Source organism: Pseudomonas sp. AM8, from assembly GCF_036346475.1.
Classification (GTDB): domain Bacteria; phylum Pseudomonadota; class Gammaproteobacteria; order Pseudomonadales; family Pseudomonadaceae; genus Aquipseudomonas; species Aquipseudomonas marginalis.
In genome coordinates this window covers 44,131-65,924 of sequence record NZ_JAOTNX010000003.1, presented here as the reverse complement: position 1 = coordinate 65,924, position 21,794 = coordinate 44,131, and the positions used below count along the sequence as shown (strand labels likewise).

Here is a 21,794-nt window from a genome sequence, read left to right as displayed (position 1 = left end):
TCGGTTATTGCGGTTTATTCAGGCATCTGCAGCGGGCTTGGCGAGACGATCACGCCATTATTGTCGGCGTAGATGTACTCACCCGGGCGGAACGTCACACCCGCAAATGTCACCACGACGTTCAGGTCGCCGATGCCGCGCTTATCGGTTTTCATCGGATGACTGGCCAGCGCCTGTACCCCAAGGTCGGTCTGGGCGATCACATCGACGTCACGGATGCAGCCATAGATCACCAACCCTTCCCAACCGTTCTTCGCGGCTTTCTCGGCGATCATGTCGCCCAGCAGCGCGCGGCGCAGGGAACCACCACCGTCGACCACCAGCACCTTGCCGGCGCCCGGCTGGTCGGCCTGCTCCTTGACGAGGGAGTTATCTTCGAAACATTTGATGGTGACAATCTCGCCGCCGAAGGAATCTCGGCCGCCGAAGTTGCTGAACATCGGCTCGACTACCTGCACCAGGTCCGGGTAGGCGTCGCACAGGTCGGGGGTCACGTAATGGTTCATTGAAAAATTCCTTTCCGCCAAAGAAGTGTCTTTCGAAAGAAGCACCAGCCGGAGCCGGTGCGCAACATCCCATTCGCTTCATCGCAACGCAATAACCACTGCGCGACTGAATATGACCAGAAGCGTTTAACGCGTCATATATTAGCCGCAACCACACACGAGCGAAACGCCCTTGGCAGAGCCCTGGGTCAAACTACGACCAATGCCTCGGGCTTGGCAGCCAATAAAGGTGTCAGCGGGTCGTTCAACCATTGCTCAACCAGCGGCCAGACCTCGGCCTGGGCGGCCTTGCTGACGAGCATTTCCACATGTCCGAAATCACCGCTAAACCCTTGCTGGCGCCCCAGGCACAGGTACTGACGGTGCTCGGAGCCGATCTGCTCGAACAGCTTACGGCACGCCCAGTCCGGATCCTGCCGGTCGCCCGCCGCGCTGACGGCCAGCAGCGGCACATCGACGTCCGCCAGGCCTTTCCACCAATCGCGCTTACCCTCGCCAAAGCGACCGAACAGGCCATTCCAGCGCATGGCTTCGATCAGCACGCCGGCCGGTTCGTCCTCCGGGCCCCGCTTGAGCCGCGAGCCAGACACTGCGCCGAAGCGCTTCAACAGCAGACGGCCGGTCCACTCCACTGGAGGAAGTTTCAATGGCCAGTGGCTGCGACTGACCTGACAGCCAAACAGTGCCACCGAGGCCACTGCCGGCGCGCCAAGGTACTGCCCACCCAGGGCCGCCGCCAGGGTTGTAGCGCCGAGAGAATGCCCCATCCAATGGGGAATCTGCGCACTTTGCTCACGCACAAAGGCACCAATGGCCGGCAGATCGTAACGCGCGTAGTCGGCGACGCGGTTGCTGGCGTAGTCCTGGTTGCGCCGGGACAGCCCATGACCGCGCATTTCCGGGATCCACACATCGAACCCCTGGCGGGCCAGGTAGGCGCCCAGGCCGATCCCCTTGGGCGAATACCAGAAACGCCGGTTGGAAAAACTGCCGTGCAACAAAATAACCGGGATGCCCCGGTTTTCCGGGACATCGGCCAGGCCCAAACGGGTCACCGCCAGCTCGACGGTACCGTCGGGGCTGTTACCGGGCTTGAGGCGATACACGTCTTCACTCAGGTCTCCACGACGCTCAGCGCTGATCAGGGCGACAGGAAACAGGTTGCTGCTGCTTTGCATAATGCTCTTGCACAAAAAAGGGCGACGTCCGCAAGGATTCCGCCCTGTACAGATAAGAATGCCGGTCACCCTGACGGGGGACCGGCACTTTTGACATGGCGACCTCAGGCGGACGCTTGGCCTTCCGCCAGGAAGAACCAGGTTTCCAGCACGGAGTCAGGGTTCAGCGAGACGCTTTCGATACCCTGCTCCATCAGCCATTTGGCCAGGTCCGGGTGATCGGAAGGGCCCTGGCCGCAGATACCGATGTACTTGCCGGCCTTGTTGCACGCCTGGATGGCATTGGCCAGCAGCTTCTTGACCGCAGGGTTACGCTCGTCGAACAGGTGGGCGATGATCCCGGAATCGCGGTCCAGGCCCAGGGTGAGCTGGGTCAGGTCGTTGGAACCGATGGAGAAACCGTCGAAGAACTCCAGGAACTCTTCGGCGAGGATGGCGTTGGACGGCAGTTCGCACATCATGATCACGCGCAGGCCGTTTTCGCCGCGGGACAGGCCATTTTCGGCCAGCAGGTCGACGACCTGGCTCGCTTCGCCCAGGGTGCGCACGAACGGCACCATGATCTCGACGTTGGTCAGGCCCATCTCGTTGCGCACACGCTTGAGGGCGCGGCATTCAAGCTCGAAGCAGTCACGGAACGCTTCGCTGATGTAGCGCGAGGCGCCACGGAAGCCCAGCATCGGGTTTTCTTCTTCGGGCTCGTAGAGCTTGCCGCCGATCAGGTTGGCGTATTCGTTGGACTTGAAGTCCGACAGGCGCACGATGACCTTTTTCGGGTAGAACGCCGCCGCCAGGGTGCTGATGCCTTCCACCAGCTTCTCGACGTAGAAGCCCACCGGGTCGTCGTAGCCGGCGATGCGCTTGTCCACGCTTTCCTTGATGTCCAGCGGCAGGCCGTCGTAGTTCAACAGGGCCTTGGGGTGCACGCCGATCATGCGGTTGATGATGAACTCCAGGCGGGCCAGGCCCACACCGGCATTCGGCAACTGCGCGAAGTCGAAGGCACGGTCCGGGTTGCCGACGTTCATCATGATCTTGAACGGCAGGTCGGGCATGGCGTCGATGGAGTTTTGCTTGATGTCGAAGCCCAGCTCGCCTTCAAAGATGAAGCCGGTGTCGCCTTCGGCACAGGACACGGTCACGCCCTGGCCGTCCTTGAGCAGTTGGGTGGCGTTGCCGCAACCGACCACCGCAGGAATCCCCAGCTCACGGGCGATGATCGCCGCATGGCAGGTACGCCCGCCACGGTTGGTCACGATAGCGCTGGCACGCTTCATCACCGGTTCCCAGTCCGGGTCGGTCATGTCGGAAACCAGTACGTCGCCAGGCTGGACTTTGTCCATCTCGGACACATCCTTGATGATCCGCACCTTGCCGGCGCCGATGCGCTGGCCGATGGCACGGCCTTCCACCAGCACGGTGCCGGTTTCTTTCAGCAGGTAGCGTTCCATGACGTTGGCCGAGGTACGGCTCTTCACGGTTTCCGGGCGGGCCTGCACGATGTACAGCTTGCCGTCGTCACCGTCCTTGGCCCATTCGATGTCCATCGGGCACTTGTAGTGCTTTTCGATGATCATCGCTTGCTTGGCCAACTCGCTGACTTCCGCGTCGCTCAGGCAGAAGCGCGCGCGCTCGGCCTTGTCGACGTCCACGGTTTTCACCGAACGACCGGCCTTGGCCTCGTCGCCGTAGATCATCTTGATGGCCTTGCTGCCCAGGTTGCGGCGCAGGATGGCCGGACGGCCGGCTTCAAGGGTGTGCTTGTGCACGTAGAATTCGTCGGGGTTGACCGCGCCTTGTACAACGGTTTCGCCCAGGCCGTAGGCGCCGGTGATAAACACCACGTCACGGAAGCCCGACTCGGTGTCGAGGGTGAACATCACGCCGGCGGTGCCGGTTTCCGAACGCACCATGCGCTGCACACCGGCAGACAGGGCCACCAGCTTGTGGTCGAAACCCTGGTGCACACGGTAGGAAATGGCGCGGTCGTTGAACAGCGAGGCAAACACTTCCTTGGCGGCGCGGATCACGTTTTCCACGCCGCGGATGTTAAGGAAAGTCTCTTGCTGGCCGGCGAAGGAGGCGTCAGGCAGGTCTTCGGCAGTGGCCGAGGAGCGCACGGCGACGGCCATGTCCGGGTTGCCGGCCGACAGGGTGGCGAAGGCGGTGCGGATTTCTTCGTTGAGCTTCTCGGGGAACTCGGCTTCCATGATCCATTGGCGGATCTGGGCGCCGGTTTTGGCCAGGGCGTTGACGTCATCGACGTCCAGGGCATCCAGCGCGGCGTGGATCTGAGCGTTGAGGCCGCTCAGTTCGAGGAAATCGCGGTAGGCCTGGGCCGTGGTGGCGAAACCACCCGGCACCGACACACCTGCGCCTGCAAGATTACTGATCATCTCGCCGAGGGATGCGTTCTTGCCCCCTACGTGCTCTACATCATGGACGCCGAGCTTATCGAGGGAAACTACGTACTCTACCAAGGTGATCTCTCCACTAACTGTGTTGGAAAAGCTCAGGACGCCGGCTGCTCGTAGGAGCGATTACCTGCGTTTGTGGCCTGGACCTGGAAAATAAGTGAGAATGCGGCCCACTATGGGACGGCAAAATCGCGCCTATCATATCCAAGATTCGTCATCAGCTTAAGGCCCAGGGCTCAAATGAAACGATCTGCTTTCTTTATCTCCGACGGCACCGGCATTACCGCCGAAACCCTGGGTCAGAGCCTGCTCGCGCAGTTCGAAAACAATACCTTCGCCAAATTCACGCGGCCCTATATCGACAGCGTGGATAAAGCGCGGGCCATGGTACAACAAATCAATCTGGCGGCTGAAAAAGACGGCTTTCGGCCGATCATTTTCGACACCATCGTCAATCAAGACATCCGTGAGATTCTCGCAACGTCGAATGGTTTCATGATCGACATTTTCTCGACGTTCCTGGCGCCGCTGGAGCAGGAATTGAGCGAACACTCCTCCTATTCGGTCGGAAAGTCCCATTCCATTGGGCATAACTCCAATTATATGGAGCGTATCGAGGCGGTGAACTTCGCCCTCGACAACGACGACGGCGCCCGCACCCACTACTACGACAAGGCCGACCTGATCCTGGTCGGCGTGTCGCGCTGCGGCAAAACGCCCACCTGCCTGTACATGGCCATGCAGTTCGGCATCCGTGCGGCCAACTACCCGCTGACCGAAGACGACATGGAGCACCTGACGCTGCCCGCCGCGCTGCGCGCCCATTCGCACAAGCTGTTCGGCCTGACCATCGACCCGGACCGTCTCACCGCCATCCGCAACGAGCGCAAGCCCAACAGCCGCTACTCCAGTTATGCCCAGTGCGAGTTCGAAGTGCGCGAAGTAGAAAATCTGTTCCGTCGCGAGAATATTGCGCACATCAATTCCACGCATTTTTCGGTGGAAGAGATTTCGGCGAAGATTCTGGTGGAGAAAGGTGTGGAGCGGCGCTTCAAATAATGCCTTGAGACACTGTTTTACTGTGGCGAGCGGGCTTGCCCCGCGCTGGGCTGCGCAGCAGCCCTAAACCAGTCACCGAGAACTGGCTGACACACCGCATTTATCTTGATTGGGGCTGCTTCGCAGCCCAGCGCGGGGCAAGCCCGCTCACCACAACGAGCCTGCTCACAGCATCGACGTCCACTCGCTATAGGTGAAACCGCCCTCCCCCTTGCCCCAACGCCGTCGCCAATGCATCAAACCCCGCCCGCAACAACTGATCATCGCCCGAGGTATTGCAGATACTCGCCCGAATGAACTGCGGCACCGCCGTCTGCCCTACGGCAAACGCCTCGGCGGTGGCGATCAGGTAATTATTCTGCTTGAGCTCCGCCTCGATTTCCGACGCGCGCCAGGGCTCCGGCACTTCGATCCAGAAGTGCGGGCTGTTCAGGTGGGTGCGGTACGCCAGGCCGGCCAACAAGTCCTGCACCAGGGTCTTGCGGCGGCTGATCTCGTTGATCTGTTGGCGCAGCAGGTATTCCGCCGTGCCGTTTTCGATCCACTGCGTCGCCAGTTCCAGGGTCACCGGCGTGGCCATCCAGCAGGTGGAGCGCAAGGCCGCCGAGATACGGCTGACCAGCGCCGGGGGCGCATGCACATAGCCCACACGCAGCCCGGCAGACACGGCCTTGCTCAGGCTGCTGATCAAAATCGTACGTTCGGGGGCGAAATGGCTGAGGGGCGGTGGACGGTCTTCAACCAATACGCCGTGGGCTTCGTCCTCAAGAATCAGCAGATTATGTTCCCGGCACACCTTCACCAAGGCTTCGCGGCGCGCCACGGATAACACCGCCGTGGTCGGGTTCTGGATGGTCGGCGTGCAATACAGCGCTGAAACCCGGTGATTACGACAGACTTCATCCAGCGCGCTCGGCAGCACGCCTTCTTCGTCCATCTCCAGGCCGATCAGGCGGATACCCAGCATGCGTGCGGCGGTGATCAGCCCCGGATAAGTCAATTGTTCGGTGACCACCGTATCGCCGGCGCGCAGCAGGGCCATCATCGCGCACAGCAGTCCATGCTGGCCGCCGTTGACGCAGATCACCTGCTCGGGGATCGGATGAAAATCACGCTGCACCAGCCACTGCGCGCCCGCGTCGCGATAACGCGGCAGGCCGGCATCCGGGGTGTAGGCGCTGATGTCTTGGAGGAACTTGGCGTTGGTCGACAGGGTTTGGAAGCTCTGTGCCAGGAAGGTGGTTTCCTGACCCGGGATATGCATGTTGCGGCTCATGTCGAAGTACTGGCGCGGCTCCTCGCTGAAGTTACGAAAGCCTTCATCACGCTGGCGCTCCATCCCACGCTTGCGGACGAAAGTGCCGTCACCCACTCGCGCTACCACCAAACCCAGACGCTCCAGCTCACCGTAGGCCCGGCTGATGGTGCCGATGGTCACCCCCAGATTGTCGGAAAGCACCCGATGAGGCGGCAGTTTTCGTCCCGGCTCAATCAAGCCTTCGAGGATGCCCCGTTCCATGACATCGGACAGGCGCTTGTACTTCACGCCCTGCCCGTTGGACAACCCCTCACGCATAATTGACACCATGTCAATATTTGTTTTGACAGCCATCTTTCGCCCTAATAGTGTGCTTTTACGGGTTCAATCGCCGAATTTCATAACTCATTACAAGTTCAATATAGAGTTCAATTCAGGCTCAGGGAAGCAATAAACGATGCCAATGTCCGCCGTTCTCGAAAACAACGCCAAAACCAAAACGCAAAAGCAGTGGCTGGCCGGGCTGGTGACCAGCGTGATGTTCCTGATCGTGTGCCTGAGCTGGGGCACCACGTGGCTGGGGATCAAGATCGCCGTGGAGAGTGTGCCGCCGCTGACGTCCGCCGGTCTGCGCTTCCTGATCGCCTTCCCGCTGTTCCTGTGTTTTGCCAAGGTGCGCCGCGAGCCCATCCTGTTTCCCCGCGAGAGTCGCTGGTTTTTCGTATTCGTGACCCTGTCCTACTTCAGCGTGCCCTACTACCTGCTCAACTACGGCGAGATGCATGTGTCATCCGGTCTTACCGCCCTGCTGTTCAGTTGCATGCCGGTATTCATCCTGATTTTCTCCGCGTTGTTCCTGCGCGAGCGCATCTACTTTTCCCAGGTGGTCGGCATCGGTATCGGCTTCGGCAGCCTCTACATGATCATCAGGAGCCAGGGCCTGCACCTGGACCACGCCGAGTTCCTGGGGGTACTGGCGATCCTGGCGGCCGCGATCATGCACGCCTTGTGCTACGTCATCACCAAGCAAAAAGGCAGCGCCATCAGCGTGATCACCTACAACACCCTGCCCATCGGCATTGCCGGGCTGATGCTGTTCGTGGCCGGGTTGTGGTTTGAGACGCCGACCTTCGAAGCCATCACCCTGCGCTCCTGGAGCGCGCTGTTCTACCTGGGGCTGGTGGCCTCGGTGGGTGGGTTCATCGTGTATTTCATGCTGCTCAAGCGCTTGAGCCCGATCATCCTGTCGTTCGTGTTCATCATCTTCCCGGTGTTCGCGGTGATCATCGGCGCCTGGTACGAAGGCGTGGCGATTTCCCGCGACCTGATGCTGTATTCGGCCATCCTGCTGGCCGGCTTTGCGATCACCAAGTTGCCCATTGAAAAACTCCTGGCCAAGAAAAATTGACCCGCCATCAACGCGAGAGAAACATGGACGTCCTCCGCCCAAAAGCCCTGGAACAGATCTACGCCCACGCCAGCCGCAGCTACCCCGAGGAATGCTGCGGCTTCGTCTTCGCCGACGGCAGCGTGTACCTGGGCAGCAACATCCAGAACGAACTGCACCGCAAAAACCCCGAGATGTACCCGCGCAGCGCGGCCAATGGCTACACCTTCTCGGTGGCCGACACCCTGCTGATGAACAAGGCGTTTCGCAGCGACAACCCGGTGGTGGTGATCTACCACTCCCACCCGGATGTCGGCGCCTATTTCAGCGATGAAGACCAGGACAAGGCCCTGTTCATGGGCGAGCCGATCTACCCCGTCAGTTACCTGGTGGTCGACGTTCGCCAGGGCCAGGCCCTGGGTTCAAAACTGTTTGCCTGGGATGGCGAGCATTTCACCCTTAACCCCTTCAACGACCTGCACACGGAGTTGTCCATGAACGCTGTCTCTTTCCCCGACATTCTGGTTCGCGTGGCCAAGCTGCCGGAATCGACCCTCGAGGGCGCCGGATCGACATTGCGCGAAGTCATTGAAAACCTCTGCAGCAGCCACCCGCAGTTGCGCGCCCATCTGTTTCACGAAAAGAACAACCAGCTCAAGGAACACTTCCTGTTCACCGCCGAGGAAGAGCTGATTGGCGCCGATGACCGGCTGCCGGAAAAAGCCCGCATCGAAGTGCTGCTCGCCACCTCCGGCGGTATGGACGTCGACAGCCTCAGCAACGAGGAAGTGCAACGTTATGTGCGCCATATCACCCTGCCCGGCGTCGGCCGCGAAGGCCAGTTGAACCTCAAGAAAGCCAAGGTCCTGATTATCGGCACCGGCGGCCTGGGCTCGCCAATCAGCCTGTACCTGGCAGCGGCCGGCGTCGGTACCCTGGGGCTGGTGGATTTCGACGTGGTGGAAAGCAGCAACCTGCAACGCCAGATCGTCCACGGCAACAGCACCCTGGGCATGCCCAAGGTCGACTCGGCCAAGCAGCGCTTGCAGGACCTCAACCGCCATATCCAGATCAACGCCCACGACACCGCCCTGAACGCCGACAACGCCCTGGAACTGGTGGGCGCCTATGACCTGGTCATCGACGGCACCGACAATTTCGACACCCGCTACCTGGTCAACGACGCCTGCGTGCAACTGGGCAAACCCCTGGTGTACGGCGCCATCTACCGCTTCGACGGGCAGATCAGCGTGCTCAACTACCAAGGCGGGCCGTGCTACCGCTGCCTGTTCCCCAGCGCACCGCCCGCGGAACTGGCACCCAATTGCAGCGCCGGAGGGGTGATCGGCGTGCTTCCCGGGGTAGTCGGGATGATCCAGGCCACCGAGGCGATCAAACTGTTGATCGGCATTGGCGAGCCCCTGTCCGGCCGCCTGATGCGCTTCGATGCACTGGCGATGAAGTTCAGCGAAATCCGTTTCAAGCGCCGTGCCGACTGCCCGTGCTGCTCCGACCTGCGCCCCAGCGAAACCCTGGCGCCAGCCGTCTGTGCGGACGCCGTGCCCAGCCAACCGTCCCTGGCCGAAGAGCGCTACATCAAGCCGCGCGTACTCAAGCAGGTACTCGAACACCCCAGCAGCGCCGACGTCCTGCTGGATGTGCGCGACGCCAGCGAACTGGAGGTGTGCAAATTACCGGGGGTGGTGCATATCCCCCTGGCCGAGCTGGATGGCCAGCTCGGGCGTCTCAGCCGCGACAACACCCATTACCTGATCTGCTACGCCGGCACCCGCGCCGAGCAAGCGGCCAGCACCCTGTTGGCGGCGGGTTTCGCCAACACCAAAGTCCTGCAAGGCGGCATGAAACACTGGGTTCGCGACGTCGAACCCGACATGCCGTTGTACTGACCCGGGGGCTGACCGATGTTGCATAACTCTATCCTCGACGCCATCGGCCATACGCCGATCGTCCGCCTGGCGCAGTTTTCCGAAGACCTCGGCATCGAGGTCTACGCCAAGCTCGAATCCCTCAACCCGGGGGGCAGCCACAAGGCGCGCATCGCCCTGGGCATGATCCTCGACGCCGAGCGGCGCGGCGTGCTGATCCGTGACTCCGGACAAACCATCATCGAACCCAGCGGTGGCAATACCGGTATCGGCCTGGTGATGGCCGGCAACGTGCTGGGCTACAAGGTGGTGCTGGTGATCCCGGACAACTACAGCCCCGAAAAACAGAAGCTGCTGCGCCTGTACGGCGCCAAGGTGGTGCTCTCCGACAGCCGCCTCGGCAACAATTCCCACGGTGAAAAATGCATGGAGTTGCAGCTGGAAAACCCCAGCTACGTGATGCTCAACCAGCAACGCAACGGCGCCAACCCGCAAACCCACCGTGACACCACAGCGCCGGAAATCCTCCGCGCCTTCGGTGATCGCCGCGTGGATTATTTTGTCAGCGGCATCGGCACCGGCGGCCATATCACCGGTATCGGCGAAACCCTCAAGGCCGCCTGGCCAGCCCTGCGCGTGATGGGCGTGGAGCCCGAAGAATGCGACCTGCTGAAGAACCAGCACGCGCCGCATCATATCCAGGGCCTGTCGATCGGCCTGATCCCGAGCATCCTCAACCTGGATGTGATCGACGGCATGCTCAAGGTCTCGCGCCAGGACTGCATCGACATGATCAAACGCATCATGCGCACCGATGCCATCAGCCTGGGCCTGTCCTCCGCCGCCAACATGGTGGCCATCGCCAGGCTCGCCCCCGAATTGCCGCCCGAAACGGTGGTGTTGACCCTGGTCTACGACAATGCCGACAGCTACCTGCCCAGTTTCGAATAACCGGTTTTCCAACCATCCAGAATGCGGGGATGCCTCCATGGGCGGCTTTATCGACATGCAACAGTTGCACGATGAGTTGCTCACCCAGCTCATCAAGACCCTCACCCCCATGCAGATGAAACAGCTGGAGCCGCACCTCGCGCCGCTGGTCCAGAATGCCGCCCAGGCGGTGGCCGAAGACCTGATCGCCTATGCCTATCGCGACCCGGCATCCCGTGGGCGCGGCGAACTGATCCTGGAGTCCTACGCGTCGTTCAAGGCGGTGCTCTATTACCGGCTTGCGCACCTGGTGTGGAATTTCCCCGACCAGACCAACGGCGTGTTTTCACGCATCGCCCTCAAGCTGAGCAACCAGGGCAAGGTCCTGTCCGGGGCCGAAATCCACCCGGCGGCGCGTATCGGCCGGCGCTTTGTGCTCGACCACGGCTACGGCACGGTAATCGGCGAGACCTGCGAGATCGGCAACGACTGCTACATCCTCTGCGGCGTAACCCTGGGTGCCCGCGGCATCGCCAACAATCCCGATGGCAAGCGCCATCCGCGCCTGGGCAACAACGTCGAGGTCGGCTCCGGGGCCCGGGTGCTGGGCTATGTGCTGATCGGCGACAACGTGTTTATCAGCCCCTCCTGTGTGATCACCCAGGACGTACCCGCCGGCACCAAGGTGAAGGTGGTGAACCAGATCCAACTGCAAAAAAACGATGAATCGGACCACAGCAACTACCTCGGGGCCTTCGCCCTGGATGAGCGCCTGCACGTGGTCGGCGAGGTCAATGCCAGCCACAAGGTCACGGTGCTGGACGCCGACTTTCATCCGTTGCCAGGCCTGATGCTGGAGCCAACGGTGAAGGAACGTCACCACCTGCAATTCAGGCTGCACCGCCTCGAATCCGGCAACCACCTGCCGCGCCTGCCGCTGAACCTGAAAGTCTGCGGGCCGGAATTCGAAATCACCCTGCTCTCCCCCCCTGGCTTGAGCGCGATGGTGCGCCACCTGCTGCAAGCCAGCCCACTGATCGTCGGAGGTTGAACATGTCCGTGCACACCATGGAAACCCTGGCGCTGTTTGACAGCGCGCCCTACCAGAACGCATTCAGCGCCCGGGTGATTGCCGTCAGCGAACACGGCATCGCCCTGGAGCACACCCTGTTCTACCCCACCGGCGGCGGCCAACCCGGCGATACCGGCCACCTGACCCTGGCGGACGGTACCCGGGTCGACGTGACCGGCACGGTGCGCGACCCGGTGCTGCGTTCGATCATCTGGCACCAGGTGGAACACTGCCCGGAGCAGTTGATCGCCGGCGTGCTGGTGGACGCCGGCCTGGATTGGGAGCGGCGCTACCAGCACATGAAAATGCACACCTGCCTGCACCTGCTGTGCTCGCTCATCGACGCACCGGTGACCGGTTGCAGCATCAGTGCCGACAAAGGCCGCCTGGATTTCGACCTGCCGGAAATGACCCTCGACAAGGACAGCATCACCCGTGACCTCAATGCGCTGATCGAACAGGCCCACGAGGTGAAGACCCTGTCGATGCCGGCTTCGGAGTACGCCACCCTGCTGCAGATCACCCGCACCCAGGCGGTTGCGCCGCCGGTGATCCAGGGCTCGGTACGGGTGATTGAAATCGGCGGGATCGATATCCAGCCGTGCGGCGGTACCCATGTGCTCAACACCGAGGAAATCGGCCGGGTGTTCTGCGAGAAGATCGAGAAGAAGAGCAAGCACAACCGCCGGGTGATCCTGCGGTTTGAGTGAACGCAACAACTGTGGGAGGGGGCTTGCCTCTCCCACATTTTTGCTTTTGCGGCGCCTGCTAGATGACGAACAGGTCCACGAAGCGGTTGACCGGCGTGGCCTCGAGCTTCGCCTGGTCCGTGCACAACGCAAAGATCTCGGCACTGCGCTGGGCGGTAAAGCGCGTGGCCAGGTTGGCCTTGAACTTGTCTTCCAGCAACGCAATGCCCTCCACTCGACGACGGCGATGGCCGATCGGGTATTCCACCGCCACTTGCTCGGTGCTGGAGCCATCCTTGAAGAACACCTGCACGGCATTAGCGATGGAACGCTTGTCGGCTTCCAGGTATTCACGGCTGTAGCGTGGGTCTTCGACGATAACCATCTTGTCGCGCAACTGATCAATGATCGGGTGAGCGGCGTGGAATGCCTCCTCGTAGTGCTCGGCCACCAGATTGCCGAATGCCAGGGGCACGGCGGTCATGTATTGCAGGCAATGGTCGCGGTCGGCGGCGTTGGCCAGTGGCCCGACCTTGGAGATGATGCGAATCGCCGACTCATGGGTGGTGATCACGATGCGCTCGACGTCGTGCAGGCGATCCTTGACCAACGGATGCAAGGTCACCGCGGCTTCACAGGCGGTCTGCGCGTGGAACTCGGCGGGGAAGCTGATCTTGAACAGCACGTTTTCCATCACGTAGGTGCCATACGGCTGGGACAGGCTGAACGCACGCTTGTCCTCGGGCTTGAGCGCCAGGTCTTTGTTGGTGTGGCTGAACAGCACGTCGTAGAAGCCCCATTGCGGCGCGCTCAGCACACCGGGGATGCCCATTTCGCCGCGCAGGGCGATGTCCGCCAGGCGTACGCCGCGACTCGACGCATCCCCCGCCGCCCAGGATTTGCGCGAGCCGGCATTCGGCGCATGCCGGTAAGTGCGCAAGGCCTGGCCATCGACGAAGGCGTGAGACAGTGCCGACAACAGCTGTTCGCGGTTGGCGCCCATCAGCTGGGCGGTGACCGCCGTGGAGGCGACTTTCACCAACAGCACATGGTCGAGGCCGACACGGTTGAACGAGTTTTCCAGGGCAATCACACCCTGGATTTCGTGGGCCATGATCATCGCATCCAGCACCGCGCGCACGGTCAGCGGTGCGTCGCCATTGGCCACGCGCTGTTGCGACAGGTGATCCGCCACGGCAAGGATGCCGCCGAGGTTATCCGAGGGATGCCCCCACTCGGCGGCGAGCCAAGTGTCGTTGTAGTCGAGCCAGCGCACGATGCAGCCAATGTCCCAGGCCGCCTTGACCGGGTCCAGGCGAAACGAGGTGCCCGGCACCCGCGCGCCAAACGGTACCACCGTGCCTTCAACCATCGGCCCCAGGTGCTTGGTGCACTCGGGAAAACGCAGGGCCAGCAGGCCGCAACCGAGGGTGTCCATCAGGCAGTTGCGGGCGGTGTCCAAGGCGGCCTGGGACTCGATCCGGTAGTTGAGGACATAGTCGGCGATGTCCTGCAAAACCTGGTCGTAGTCGGGGCGGTTGTTCTGGTCGACGTTGGTGCTCATGGCAGATCTCCAAAAATGGGTGGGGTCAATCCTCGGGCTAACGGTTACTGGAAGCAGATCTTGGATGCCTGCCTTTAGGAATAGAAATCCTCTGTGGGAGGGGCTTACCCTAATGCCAGTTCACATCGCCTCCTGTAGGAGCGAGCTTGCTCACGAAAAACGTCAACGATAACGCGTGCTTCCTGAATGAACGCGGCGCCTGTGAGTTTTTCGCGAGCAAGCTCGCTCCTACAAAAAGCCTCCTCCCACATTGGATCTGTGCAGGGTTTTAGAAGGCGTCGCCGGGTACGCGGACGAAACCTTCCATCAACACCCGTGCACTGCGGCTCATGATGGCTTTCTTCACCACCCACTCACCGTCCACCTGGGTGGCTTCAGCCCCCACGCGCAAGGTGCCGGAGGGATGCCCGAAGCGCACGGCATTACGTTCAATACCGCCCGCTGCGAGGTTGACCAAGGTCCCCGAAATCGCCGCCGCCGTGCCGATCGCCACCGCCGCCGTGCCCATCATCGCGTGGTGCAGCTTGCCCATGGAGAGGGCGCGCACCAGCAAATCCACATCGCCGGCCTTGATCGCCTTGCCACTGGACGCTACGTAGTCGGCAGGCTTGGCCACAAACGCCACCTTCGGCGTGTGCTGGCGCTGGGCCGCTTCGTCGAGGTGCTTGATCAGCCCCATGCGCAACGCGCCATAGGCCCGTACGGTCTCGAACATCGCCAGGGCCTTGGGGTCGCTGTTGATCGCGCCTTGCAGCTCGGTGCCGGTGTAGCCGAGGTCTTCGGCGTTGATGAAAATCGTCGGGATGCCGGCGTTGATCAGCGTGGCCTTGAAGGTGCCGACGCCGGGCACTTCCAGGTCGTCGACCAGGTTGCCGGTGGGGAACATCGAGCCGCCGCCGCCCTCTTCTTCCGCCGCCGGGTCCATGAATTCCAGCTGCACTTCGGCCGCCGGGAAGGTCACGCCGTCCAGCTCGAAGTCGCCGGTTTCCTGCACCGCCCCGTCGGTGATCGGCACGTGGGCGATGATGGTCTTGCCGATATTGGCCTGCCAGACCCGCACCACCGCCACGCCGTTTTGGGGCACGCGGGTCGGATCGACCAGCCCGGCGCTGATGGCGAACGAACCCACCGCCGCCGACAGGTTGCCGCAGTTGCCACTCCAGTCGACAAAGGGCTTGTCGATGGAGACCTGGCCAAACAGATAGTCGACGTCATGATCGGCGCGGGTGCTTTTGGCGAGGATCACGGTTTTGCTGGTGCTCGATGTGGCGCCGCCCATGCCGTCGATTTGCTTGTCGTAGGGATCGGGGCTGCCGATCACCCGTAGCAGCAAGGCATCCCGCGCCGCTCCCGGCACCTGCGCCGACTCGGGCAGGTCCTGGAGGCGGAAAAATACGCCCTTGCTGGTGCCGCCACGCATATAGGTGGCGGGGATCTTGATTTGCGCTGCGTGTGCCATGGTCATCCTCTTCAGGCGGTGGTCGCCGATTCCAGGAAATCCTGGGCAAACCGTTGCAATACGCCGCCGGCTTCGTAGATCGACACTTCTTCGGCGGTGTCCAGGCGGCACGTCACCGGCACCTCGACACGTTCGCCATCCTTGCGATTGATCACCAGCGTCAACTGCGCACGCGGGGTGCGTTGGCCGATCACGTCGTAGGTTTCGCTGCCATCAATCTGCAAGGTGTGACGGTCGGTGCCGGGCAGGAACTCCAGGGGCAGCACGCCCATGCCCACCAGGTTGGTGCGGTGGATGCGCTCGAACCCCTCGGCGGCAATCGCTTCCACACCCGCCAGGCGCACGCCCTTGGCGGCCCAGTCGCGGGACGAGCCCTGGCCGTAGTCGGCGCCGGCAATGATGATCAGCGGCTGCTTGCGCTCCATGTAGGTTTCGATGGCTTCCCACATCCGCGTGACCTGGCCTTCCGGCTCGATCCGCGCCAGGGAGCCCTGCTTGACCTTGCCGTTCTCCCGCACCATTTCGTTGAACAGTTTCGGGTTGGCGAACGTCGCGCGCTGGGCGGTCAGGTGGTCGCCACGGTGGGTGGCGTAGGAGTTGAAGTCGACTTCCGGCAGGCCCATTTTCGCCAGGTATTCGCCGGCGGCGCTGTCGAGCATGATCGCGTTGGACGGCGACAGGTGATCGGTGGTGATGTTGTCCGGCAGCACCGCCAGCGGGCGCATGCCCTTGAGCGGCCGCGCACCGGCCAGCGCGCCTTCCCAGTACGGTGGGCGACGGATATAGGTGCTCTGCGGGCGCCAGTCGTACAACGGCGCGACTTTCGGGCCGGTGTCTTCGTGGATCGCGAACATCGGGATATACACCGCGCGGAACTGCTCCGGCTTGACCGAGGCCTTGACCACCGCGTCGATTTCTTCGTCGCTCGGCCAGATGTCCTGCAGGCGGATTTCCTTGCCGTCGGTGTCGAGGCCGAGCACGTCCTTCTCGATGTCGAAACGGATGGTGCCGGCAATCGCATAGGCCACCACCAGCGGCGGCGAAGCCAGGAACGCCTGCTTGGCGTACGGGTGGATACGCCCGTCGAAGTTACGGTTACCCGAGAGCACGGCGGTAGCGTACAGGTCGCGGTCGATGATCTCTTGCTGGATCGTCGGGTCGAGCGCGCCGGACATACCGTTGCAGGTGGTGCAGGCAAACGCCACCACGCCAAAGCCGAGCTTTTCCAACTCATGACCCAGGCCGGCTTCTTCCAGGTACATGGCCACGGTTTTCGAACCCGGTGCCAGGGACGACTTGACCCACGGCTTGCGCGTCAACCCAAGCCTGTTGGCGTTGCGCGCCAGCAGCCCGGCGGCGATCACGTTGCGCGGGTTACTGGTGTTGGTGCAACTGGTGATGGCGGCGATGATCACCGCGCCGTCGGGCATTTGCCCCGGCACTTCATCCCACTGGCCGGAGATGCCCTTGGCGGCCAGGTCGCGGGTGGCGACGCGGGCGTGCGGGTTGCTCGGGCCAGCCATGTTGCGCACCACGCTGGACAGGTCGAAGGTGAGGCCACGCTCGTATTGCGCGCCTTTGAGATCGTCTGCCCACAGGCCGGTGTGGCGGGCGTATTGCTCGACCAGGGCGACTTGCTCGTCTTCGCGGCCGGTGAGTTTCAGGTAGGCGATGGTCTGCTGGTCGATATAAAACATGGCCGCCGTGGCGCCGTATTCCGGGGCCATGTTGGAGATGGTCGCGCGGTCGCCGAGGGTCAGTTTGGACGCGCCTTCACCGAAGAATTCGAGCCAGGCGCCGACCACTTTCTGTTGGCGCAGGAACTCGGTCAGGGCCAGCACCATATCGGTGGCGGTGATGCCCGGCAGCAACTGGCCGGTCAATTCGACACCGACGCTTTCCGGCAGGCGCATCCACGAGGCGCGGCCAAGCATGACGCTTTCGGCTTCAAGGCCGCCGACGCCAATGGCGATCACGCCCAAGGCATCGACGTGGGGGGTATGGCTGTCGGTGCCGACGCAGGTATCCGGGAAGGCCACACCGTCACGCACCTGGATCACCGGGGACATTTTCTCCAGGTTGATCTGGTGCATGATGCCGTTGCCCGGCGGGATCACGTCGACATTCTTGAAGGCCTTTTTGGTCCACTCGATAAAGTGGAAGCGGTCTTCATTGCGACGGTCTTCGATGGCGCGGTTTTTCTCGAACGCGTCCGGGTCGAAACCACCGGCTTCGACAGCGAGGGAGTGATCGACGATCAACTGGGTGGGGACCACCGGGTTGACCTGGGCCGGGTCGCCGCCTTGCAGGGCGATGGCATCTCGCAGGCCGGCGAGGTCGACCAGCGCGGTCTGGCCGAGAATGTCGTGGCACACCACGCGGGCCGGGAACCAGGGGAAGTCGAGGTCGCGTTTGCGCTCGATCAGCTGGCTCAGGGATGCGTTGAGGGTGGCCGGGTCGCAGCGGCGCACCAGGTTCTCGGCAAGCACACGAGAGGTGTAGGGCAAGGTAGCGTAGGCGCCGGGGCTGATTGCATCGACAGCCGCGCGGGCGTCGAAGTAATCCAGGCGGCTGCCGGGGAGCGGTTTGCGAAATTCAGTGTTCATCGTCAGGACTCGGTCACGGTGATTGCAAAAGGAAGACCTGGGCCGATCCGGAATTGAAATGCGATTCAAATGTGGGAGGGGGCTTGCCCCCGATAGCGGTGTGTCATTCAACACCTATGGCAACTGATAAACCGCCATCGGGGGCAAGCCCCCTCCCACACTTGGTTCGGTTTCCACTTCGGGATCGTCGGTGTTCCCATTCAGCGACGTTCGATTGGCACGAACTTGCGCTGTTCAACGCCGATGTACTCGGCGCTTGGACGGATGATGCGATTGTTGGCGCGCTGTTCGAACACATGCGCGGCCCAGCCGGTCAGCCGCGAGCAGACGAAGATCGGCGTGAACAGCTTGGTCGGGATGCCCATGAAGTGGTACGCCGAGGCATGGTAGAAATCGGCGTTGGGGAACAGTTTCTTCTGCTCCCACATGGTCTTGTCGATGGCTTCGGAGACCGGGAACAGCACGGTGTCGCCCACTTCGTCGGCGAGCTTTTTCGACCAGCCCTTGATCACTTCATTACGCGGGTCGTTGTCTTTGTAGATCGCGTGGCCGAAGCCCATGATCTTGTCCTTGCGAGCCAGCATGCCGAGGGTGCCTTCGACGGCTTCCTCTGCCGAACCGAAACGCTCGATCATTTCCATCGCCGCTTCGTTGGCGCCGCCGTGCAGCGGGCCGCGCAGGGAGCCGATGGCGGCGGTGACGCAGGAATACAGGTCGGACAGGGTCGAGGCACACACCCGCGCGGTGAAAGTCGAGGCGTTGAACTCGTGCTCGGCGTAGAGGATCAACGACACGTTCATGACTTTTTCATGCAGTTCGCTCGGCTTCTTGCCGTGCAGCAGGTGCAGGAAATGGCCGCCGATGCTTGGCTCGTCGGTCACGCAGTCGATGCGCTTGCCGTCATGGCTGAAGCGGTACCAGTAGCACATGATCGCCGGGAACGCGGCGAGCAGGCGGTCGGTCACGTCGCGTTGCACGCTGAAGTCTTTTTCCGGCTCGATATTGCCGAGGAAGGAGCAACCGGTGCGCATCACGTCCATCGGGTGGGCGTCGGCCGGGATGCGTTCGAGCACTTCTTTCAGCGCTTGCGGCAGGTCACGCAGCGTGCTCAGCCTGGCGCTGTAGGCGGCCAGTTCGGCCTGGGTCGGCAGTTCGCCGTACAGCAGCAGATAAGCGACCTCTTCAAACTGTGCATCGGCAGCCAGTTCGCGCACGTCGTAGCCACGGTAAGTCAGGCCGGCTCCGGCCTGGCCCACGGTGGACAGTGCGGTTTGCCCGGCGACCTGGCCACGCAGGCCGGCGCCACTCAGTACTTTTGCTTCAGCCATGGTTTTTCTCCAATCTTGTCGTTATTCAGGGAGGCGTGTTCGTCACTTTTTCGCGGCGAACAGCGCGTCAAGCTTCTGCTCGAAGGTGTGGTAGTCGATGCGATCGTAAAGCTCCATGCGGGTTTGCATGGTGTCGATCACGTTCTGTTGAGTGCCGTCGCGACGGATCGCGGTGTAGACGTTCTCGGCGGCCTTGTTCATGGCGCGGAAGGCCGACAGCGGGTACAGCACGATGGAAACATCGGCAGATTTCAACTGTTCGGTGGTGTACAGCGGCGTCGCGCCGAACTCGGTGATGTTGGCCAGGATCGGCGCCTTCACACGGGCGGCGAACAGTTTGTACATTTCCAGTTCAGTGATGGCTTCCGGGAACACCATGTCGGCGCCGGCCTCGATGCAGGCGGCGGCACGCTCCAGGGCAGACTCCAGGCCTTCCACGGCCAACGCGTCGGTGCGCGCCATGATCACGAAGCTATCATCGGTGCGCGCGTCCACGGCGGCCTTGATGCGGTCGACCATTTCCTGCTGGGACACGATCTCTTTGTTAGGACGATGGCCGCAGCGCTTGGCGCCGACCTGGTCTTCGATATGGATGGCGGCGGCGCCGAACTTGATCATTGATTTGACCGTGCGCGCGACGTTGAACGCCGAGGAGCCGAAGCCGGTGTCCACGTCCACCAGCAGCGGCAGGTCACAGACGTCGGTGATACGGCGCACGTCGGTGAGTACGTCATCCAGGCCGGTGATGCCCAGGTCCGGCACGCCGAGGGAACCGGCCGCCACGCCGCCGCCCGACAGGTAGATCGCCTTGAAGCCGGCGCGCTTGGCCAGCAACGCGTGGTTGGCGTTGATCGCGCCGACCACCTGCAAGGGGTGCTCGCTGGCGACCGCGTCACGGAAACGCTGGCCGGGTGTGCTTTTGTTGTTCGAACTCATGACTCACCTCTATCAGGGGCGCCGCCTGGGAAATGACGGGCAATATTGCGTTTGGAAGCACCGATATGCCGGCGCATCAACAACTCGGCCAGTTCACCGTCGCGATCGGCAATCGCATCAAGAATGCGGTGATGCTCGGCAAAGGCCTGGCGTGGACGATTGGGGGTGGCGGAGAACTGGATGCGGTACATGCGCACCAGCTGGTACAGCTCGCCGCAGAGCATTTGGGTGAGGGTGCGGTTGCCCGCACCTTGAATGATCCGGTAATGAAAATCGAAGTCGCCTTCCTGCTGGTAGTAGCCGACACCCGCCTGGAACGCGGCGTCGCGCTCGTGGGTGTGCAACACCTGGCGCAATTCTTCGATTTCCGCGTCGGTCATGCGCTCGGCGGCCAGGCGACAGGCCATGCCTTCCAGGGACTCGCGGATTTCATACAGTTCAACCAGCTCGGCGTGGCTCAAGGACACGACCCGGGCGCCCACATGGGGCACGCGCACCAGCAGGCGCTGGCCTTCGAGGCGGTGGATCGCCTCGCGCAGCGGGCCACGGCTGATGCCGTAGGTGCGGGCCAGTTCCGGCTCGGAAATCTTGCTGCCGGGAGCGATCTCACCCTTGACGATGGCGGCCTGGATGCGTCGGAAGACGTTCTCGGACATCGTTTGGGATTCGTCCGACGCCATTATCGGAGCTTCTGATTGACCCAGCATATTGTCGACACCTTGGAAAGCAATGTGGCAAAAACTAGCCAATAAACCGCTACCAGTCAAAGAATAAATCGATATTGTCGACAATCATCTAATAATCCGGGCTGCACTCGCTCAGGGCATGGCCGGCTGCCAGCGCTGGCGCCAGAAAAGCATCATGTTAGAATGCCCGCCGCATTTGCCTGACATCACTTGATGAAACGGCGCACGAAGGGAGCTTGCGCAGCAATGCCAGTCGCCTTGAATTGAACATCGCACTGCACCGCCTCAGGATCTATGAGACTCAAGCCCTTCCCCCTGTTGTTTTGCCTATTGTCCATGCCGAGCCTTGGCGCTGCCGCCGAGAAGACCGTGTATGGCCTCAATGAATACGCGCAATTGGCCGGCATCGACCTGGAAGTAGCCGCCAAGCTCGACACCGGCGCCAAGACCGCCTCCCTCAGCGCCCGTGACATCAAGCGTTTCAAGCGCAACGGCGAATCCTGGGTGCGCTTCTACCTGGCCATCGACACCGCCCATTCCCATCCCATCGAACGCCCCCTGGCCCGCGTCAGCAAGATCAAGCGGCGCGCCGGCGACTACGACCCCGATGAGGACAAGAACTACACCGCCCGTCCAGTGATTGCCCTGGATATCTGCATGGGCACCGCTTTACGCAGCATCGAAGTGAACTTGACTGACCGCAGCGCTTTCCAATACCCGCTGCTGATCGGCTCCGAAGCGCTCAAACGCTTTGATGCGCTGGTCGACCCCAGTCTTAAATACGCAGCAGGCAAACCCGCCTGCGCCGCCGACGCTCATACCGCCGAGTAAAC

The 21,794-nt window shown here is 62.0% G+C and carries 17 protein-coding genes; 7 read left to right on the top strand and 10 right to left on the bottom strand.

Annotated features, from left to right (window positions below; genetic code table 11):
* Positions 1-14: 14 nt before the first annotated feature.
* The 3 genes from rraA to ppsA all read right to left on the bottom strand — a co-directional run bounded on the left by rraA (position 15) and on the right by ppsA (position 4,164).
* Positions 15-506: a ribonuclease E activity regulator RraA gene (rraA, locus tag V3W40_RS09745; protein ID WP_027603684.1), complete on the bottom strand. Its 492-nt coding sequence runs from the start codon at positions 504-506 to the stop codon at positions 15-17.
* A 188-nt stretch (positions 507-694) separates the two neighbouring features.
* Positions 695-1,684: an alpha/beta fold hydrolase gene (locus tag V3W40_RS09740; protein ID WP_065924779.1), complete on the bottom strand. Its 990-nt coding sequence runs from the start codon at positions 1,682-1,684 to the stop codon at positions 695-697.
* Between the two features lie 104 nt (positions 1,685-1,788).
* Positions 1,789-4,164, bottom strand: coding sequence for a phosphoenolpyruvate synthase (ppsA, locus tag V3W40_RS09735; protein ID WP_065924780.1), 2,376 nt, complete (start codon positions 4,162-4,164; stop codon positions 1,789-1,791).
* Between the two features lie 177 nt (positions 4,165-4,341).
* Between ppsA and ppsR the strand changes: the two genes are divergently transcribed.
* Positions 4,342-5,160, top strand: a complete 819-nt coding sequence (gene ppsR / locus V3W40_RS09730) for a posphoenolpyruvate synthetase regulatory kinase/phosphorylase PpsR (RefSeq protein WP_027603681.1) — start codon at positions 4,342-4,344, stop codon at positions 5,158-5,160.
* A gap of 187 nt (positions 5,161-5,347) precedes the next feature.
* On the opposite strand, the gene V3W40_RS09725 is transcribed toward ppsR, so the two are convergent.
* A complete protein-coding gene (locus V3W40_RS09725; protein ID WP_027603680.1) occupies positions 5,348-6,772 on the bottom strand; it encodes an aminotransferase-like domain-containing protein in 1,425 nt (474 codons plus the stop codon).
* 160 nt (positions 6,773-6,932) lie between these two features.
* Here V3W40_RS09725 and V3W40_RS09720 point away from each other — a divergent pair, with 160 nt between their 5' ends.
* From V3W40_RS09720 to V3W40_RS09700, 5 genes are read left to right on the top strand one after another with little or no spacing between them, the layout of a single operon-like run.
* Positions 6,933-7,826: a DMT family transporter gene (locus V3W40_RS09720; RefSeq protein WP_161985727.1), complete on the top strand. Its 894-nt coding sequence runs from the start codon at positions 6,933-6,935 to the stop codon at positions 7,824-7,826.
* Positions 7,827-7,849: 23 nt separating this feature from the next.
* A complete protein-coding gene (moeB, locus tag V3W40_RS09715) occupies positions 7,850-9,712 on the top strand; it encodes a molybdopterin-synthase adenylyltransferase MoeB (RefSeq protein ID WP_065924783.1) in 1,863 nt (620 codons plus the stop codon).
* A gap of 15 nt (positions 9,713-9,727) precedes the next feature.
* Positions 9,728-10,642 carry a PLP-dependent cysteine synthase family protein gene (locus tag V3W40_RS09710; protein ID WP_315871590.1) on the top strand — a complete coding sequence of 305 codons (915 nt, stop codon included), beginning with the start codon at positions 9,728-9,730 and terminating at the stop codon, positions 10,640-10,642.
* 37 nt (positions 10,643-10,679) lie between these two features.
* The gene (locus V3W40_RS09705; RefSeq protein WP_330214947.1) at positions 10,680-11,672 is read left to right on the top strand and encodes a serine O-acetyltransferase; all 993 of its coding nucleotides are present in this window, start codon (positions 10,680-10,682) and stop codon (positions 11,670-11,672) included.
* Positions 11,673-11,674: 2 nt separating this feature from the next.
* The gene (locus V3W40_RS09700; protein ID WP_027603675.1) at positions 11,675-12,403 is read left to right on the top strand and encodes an alanyl-tRNA editing protein; all 729 of its coding nucleotides are present in this window, start codon (positions 11,675-11,677) and stop codon (positions 12,401-12,403) included.
* Positions 12,404-12,461: 58 nt separating this feature from the next.
* On the opposite strand, the gene prpD is transcribed toward V3W40_RS09700, so the two are convergent.
* From prpD to V3W40_RS09670, 6 genes are all read right to left on the bottom strand, one after another.
* Positions 12,462-13,946: a 2-methylcitrate dehydratase gene (gene prpD, locus V3W40_RS09695; RefSeq protein ID WP_137212075.1), complete on the bottom strand. Its 1,485-nt coding sequence runs from the start codon at positions 13,944-13,946 to the stop codon at positions 12,462-12,464.
* 268 nt (positions 13,947-14,214) lie between these two features.
* Positions 14,215-15,405, bottom strand: coding sequence for a 2-methylaconitate cis-trans isomerase PrpF (gene prpF / locus V3W40_RS09690; protein WP_330214946.1), 1,191 nt, complete (start codon positions 15,403-15,405; stop codon positions 14,215-14,217).
* Positions 15,406-15,416: 11 nt separating this feature from the next.
* On the bottom strand, positions 15,417-18,011 hold the full coding sequence (acnD, locus tag V3W40_RS09685) for a Fe/S-dependent 2-methylisocitrate dehydratase AcnD (RefSeq protein WP_330214945.1): 2,595 nt from the start codon (positions 18,009-18,011) through the stop codon (positions 15,417-15,419).
* Between the two features lie 200 nt (positions 18,012-18,211).
* Positions 18,212-19,339 (bottom strand): bifunctional 2-methylcitrate synthase/citrate synthase, encoded by a 1,128-nt coding sequence (prpC, locus tag V3W40_RS09680; protein ID WP_074847464.1) that lies wholly within the window; start codon positions 19,337-19,339, stop codon positions 18,212-18,214.
* Positions 19,340-19,381: 42 nt separating this feature from the next.
* Entirely contained in the window at positions 19,382-20,275 is an 894-nt protein-coding gene (gene prpB / locus V3W40_RS09675) for a methylisocitrate lyase (RefSeq protein ID WP_027603670.1), read from the bottom strand.
* Positions 20,272-20,982: a GntR family transcriptional regulator gene (locus tag V3W40_RS09670; protein WP_027603669.1), complete on the bottom strand. Its 711-nt coding sequence runs from the start codon at positions 20,980-20,982 to the stop codon at positions 20,272-20,274. The genes prpB and V3W40_RS09670 overlap by 4 nt, the downstream gene beginning before the upstream one ends.
* Positions 20,983-21,255: 273 nt before the next feature.
* Here V3W40_RS09670 and rloA point away from each other — a divergent pair, with 273 nt between their 5' ends.
* Positions 21,256-21,792, top strand: a complete 537-nt coding sequence (gene rloA, locus V3W40_RS09665) for a retropepsin-like aspartic peptidase RloA (RefSeq protein WP_065924789.1) — start codon at positions 21,256-21,258, stop codon at positions 21,790-21,792.
* Positions 21,793-21,794 lie beyond the last annotated feature (2 nt).

Coding starts and splice junctions, on each gene's coding strand:
- rraA (WP_027603684.1), bottom strand. CDS start 506: ATGAACCATTACGTGACCCCCGACCTGTGCGACGCCTACCCGGACCTG.
- V3W40_RS09740 (WP_065924779.1), bottom strand. CDS start 1,684: ATGCAAAGCAGCAGCAACCTGTTTCCTGTCGCCCTGATCAGCGCTGAG.
- ppsR (WP_027603681.1), top strand. CDS start 4,342: ATGAAACGATCTGCTTTCTTTATCTCCGACGGCACCGGCATTACCGCC.
- V3W40_RS09725 (WP_027603680.1), bottom strand. CDS start 6,772: ATGGCTGTCAAAACAAATATTGACATGGTGTCAATTATGCGTGAGGGG.
- moeB (WP_065924783.1), top strand. CDS start 7,850: ATGGACGTCCTCCGCCCAAAAGCCCTGGAACAGATCTACGCCCACGCC.
- V3W40_RS09710 (WP_315871590.1), top strand. CDS start 9,728: ATGTTGCATAACTCTATCCTCGACGCCATCGGCCATACGCCGATCGTC.
- V3W40_RS09705 (WP_330214947.1), top strand. CDS start 10,680: ATGGGCGGCTTTATCGACATGCAACAGTTGCACGATGAGTTGCTCACC.
- V3W40_RS09700 (WP_027603675.1), top strand. CDS start 11,675: ATGTCCGTGCACACCATGGAAACCCTGGCGCTGTTTGACAGCGCGCCC.
- prpD (WP_137212075.1), bottom strand. CDS start 13,946: ATGAGCACCAACGTCGACCAGAACAACCGCCCCGACTACGACCAGGTT.
- prpF (WP_330214946.1), bottom strand. CDS start 15,405: ATGGCACACGCAGCGCAAATCAAGATCCCCGCCACCTATATGCGTGGC.
- acnD (WP_330214945.1), bottom strand. CDS start 18,011: ATGAACACTGAATTTCGCAAACCGCTCCCCGGCAGCCGCCTGGATTAC.
- prpC (WP_074847464.1), bottom strand. CDS start 19,339: ATGGCTGAAGCAAAAGTACTGAGTGGCGCCGGCCTGCGTGGCCAGGTC.
- prpB (WP_027603670.1), bottom strand. CDS start 20,275: ATGAGTTCGAACAACAAAAGCACACCCGGCCAGCGTTTCCGTGACGCG.
- V3W40_RS09670 (WP_027603669.1), bottom strand. CDS start 20,982: ATGCTGGGTCAATCAGAAGCTCCGATAATGGCGTCGGACGAATCCCAA.
- rloA (WP_065924789.1), top strand. CDS start 21,256: ATGAGACTCAAGCCCTTCCCCCTGTTGTTTTGCCTATTGTCCATGCCG.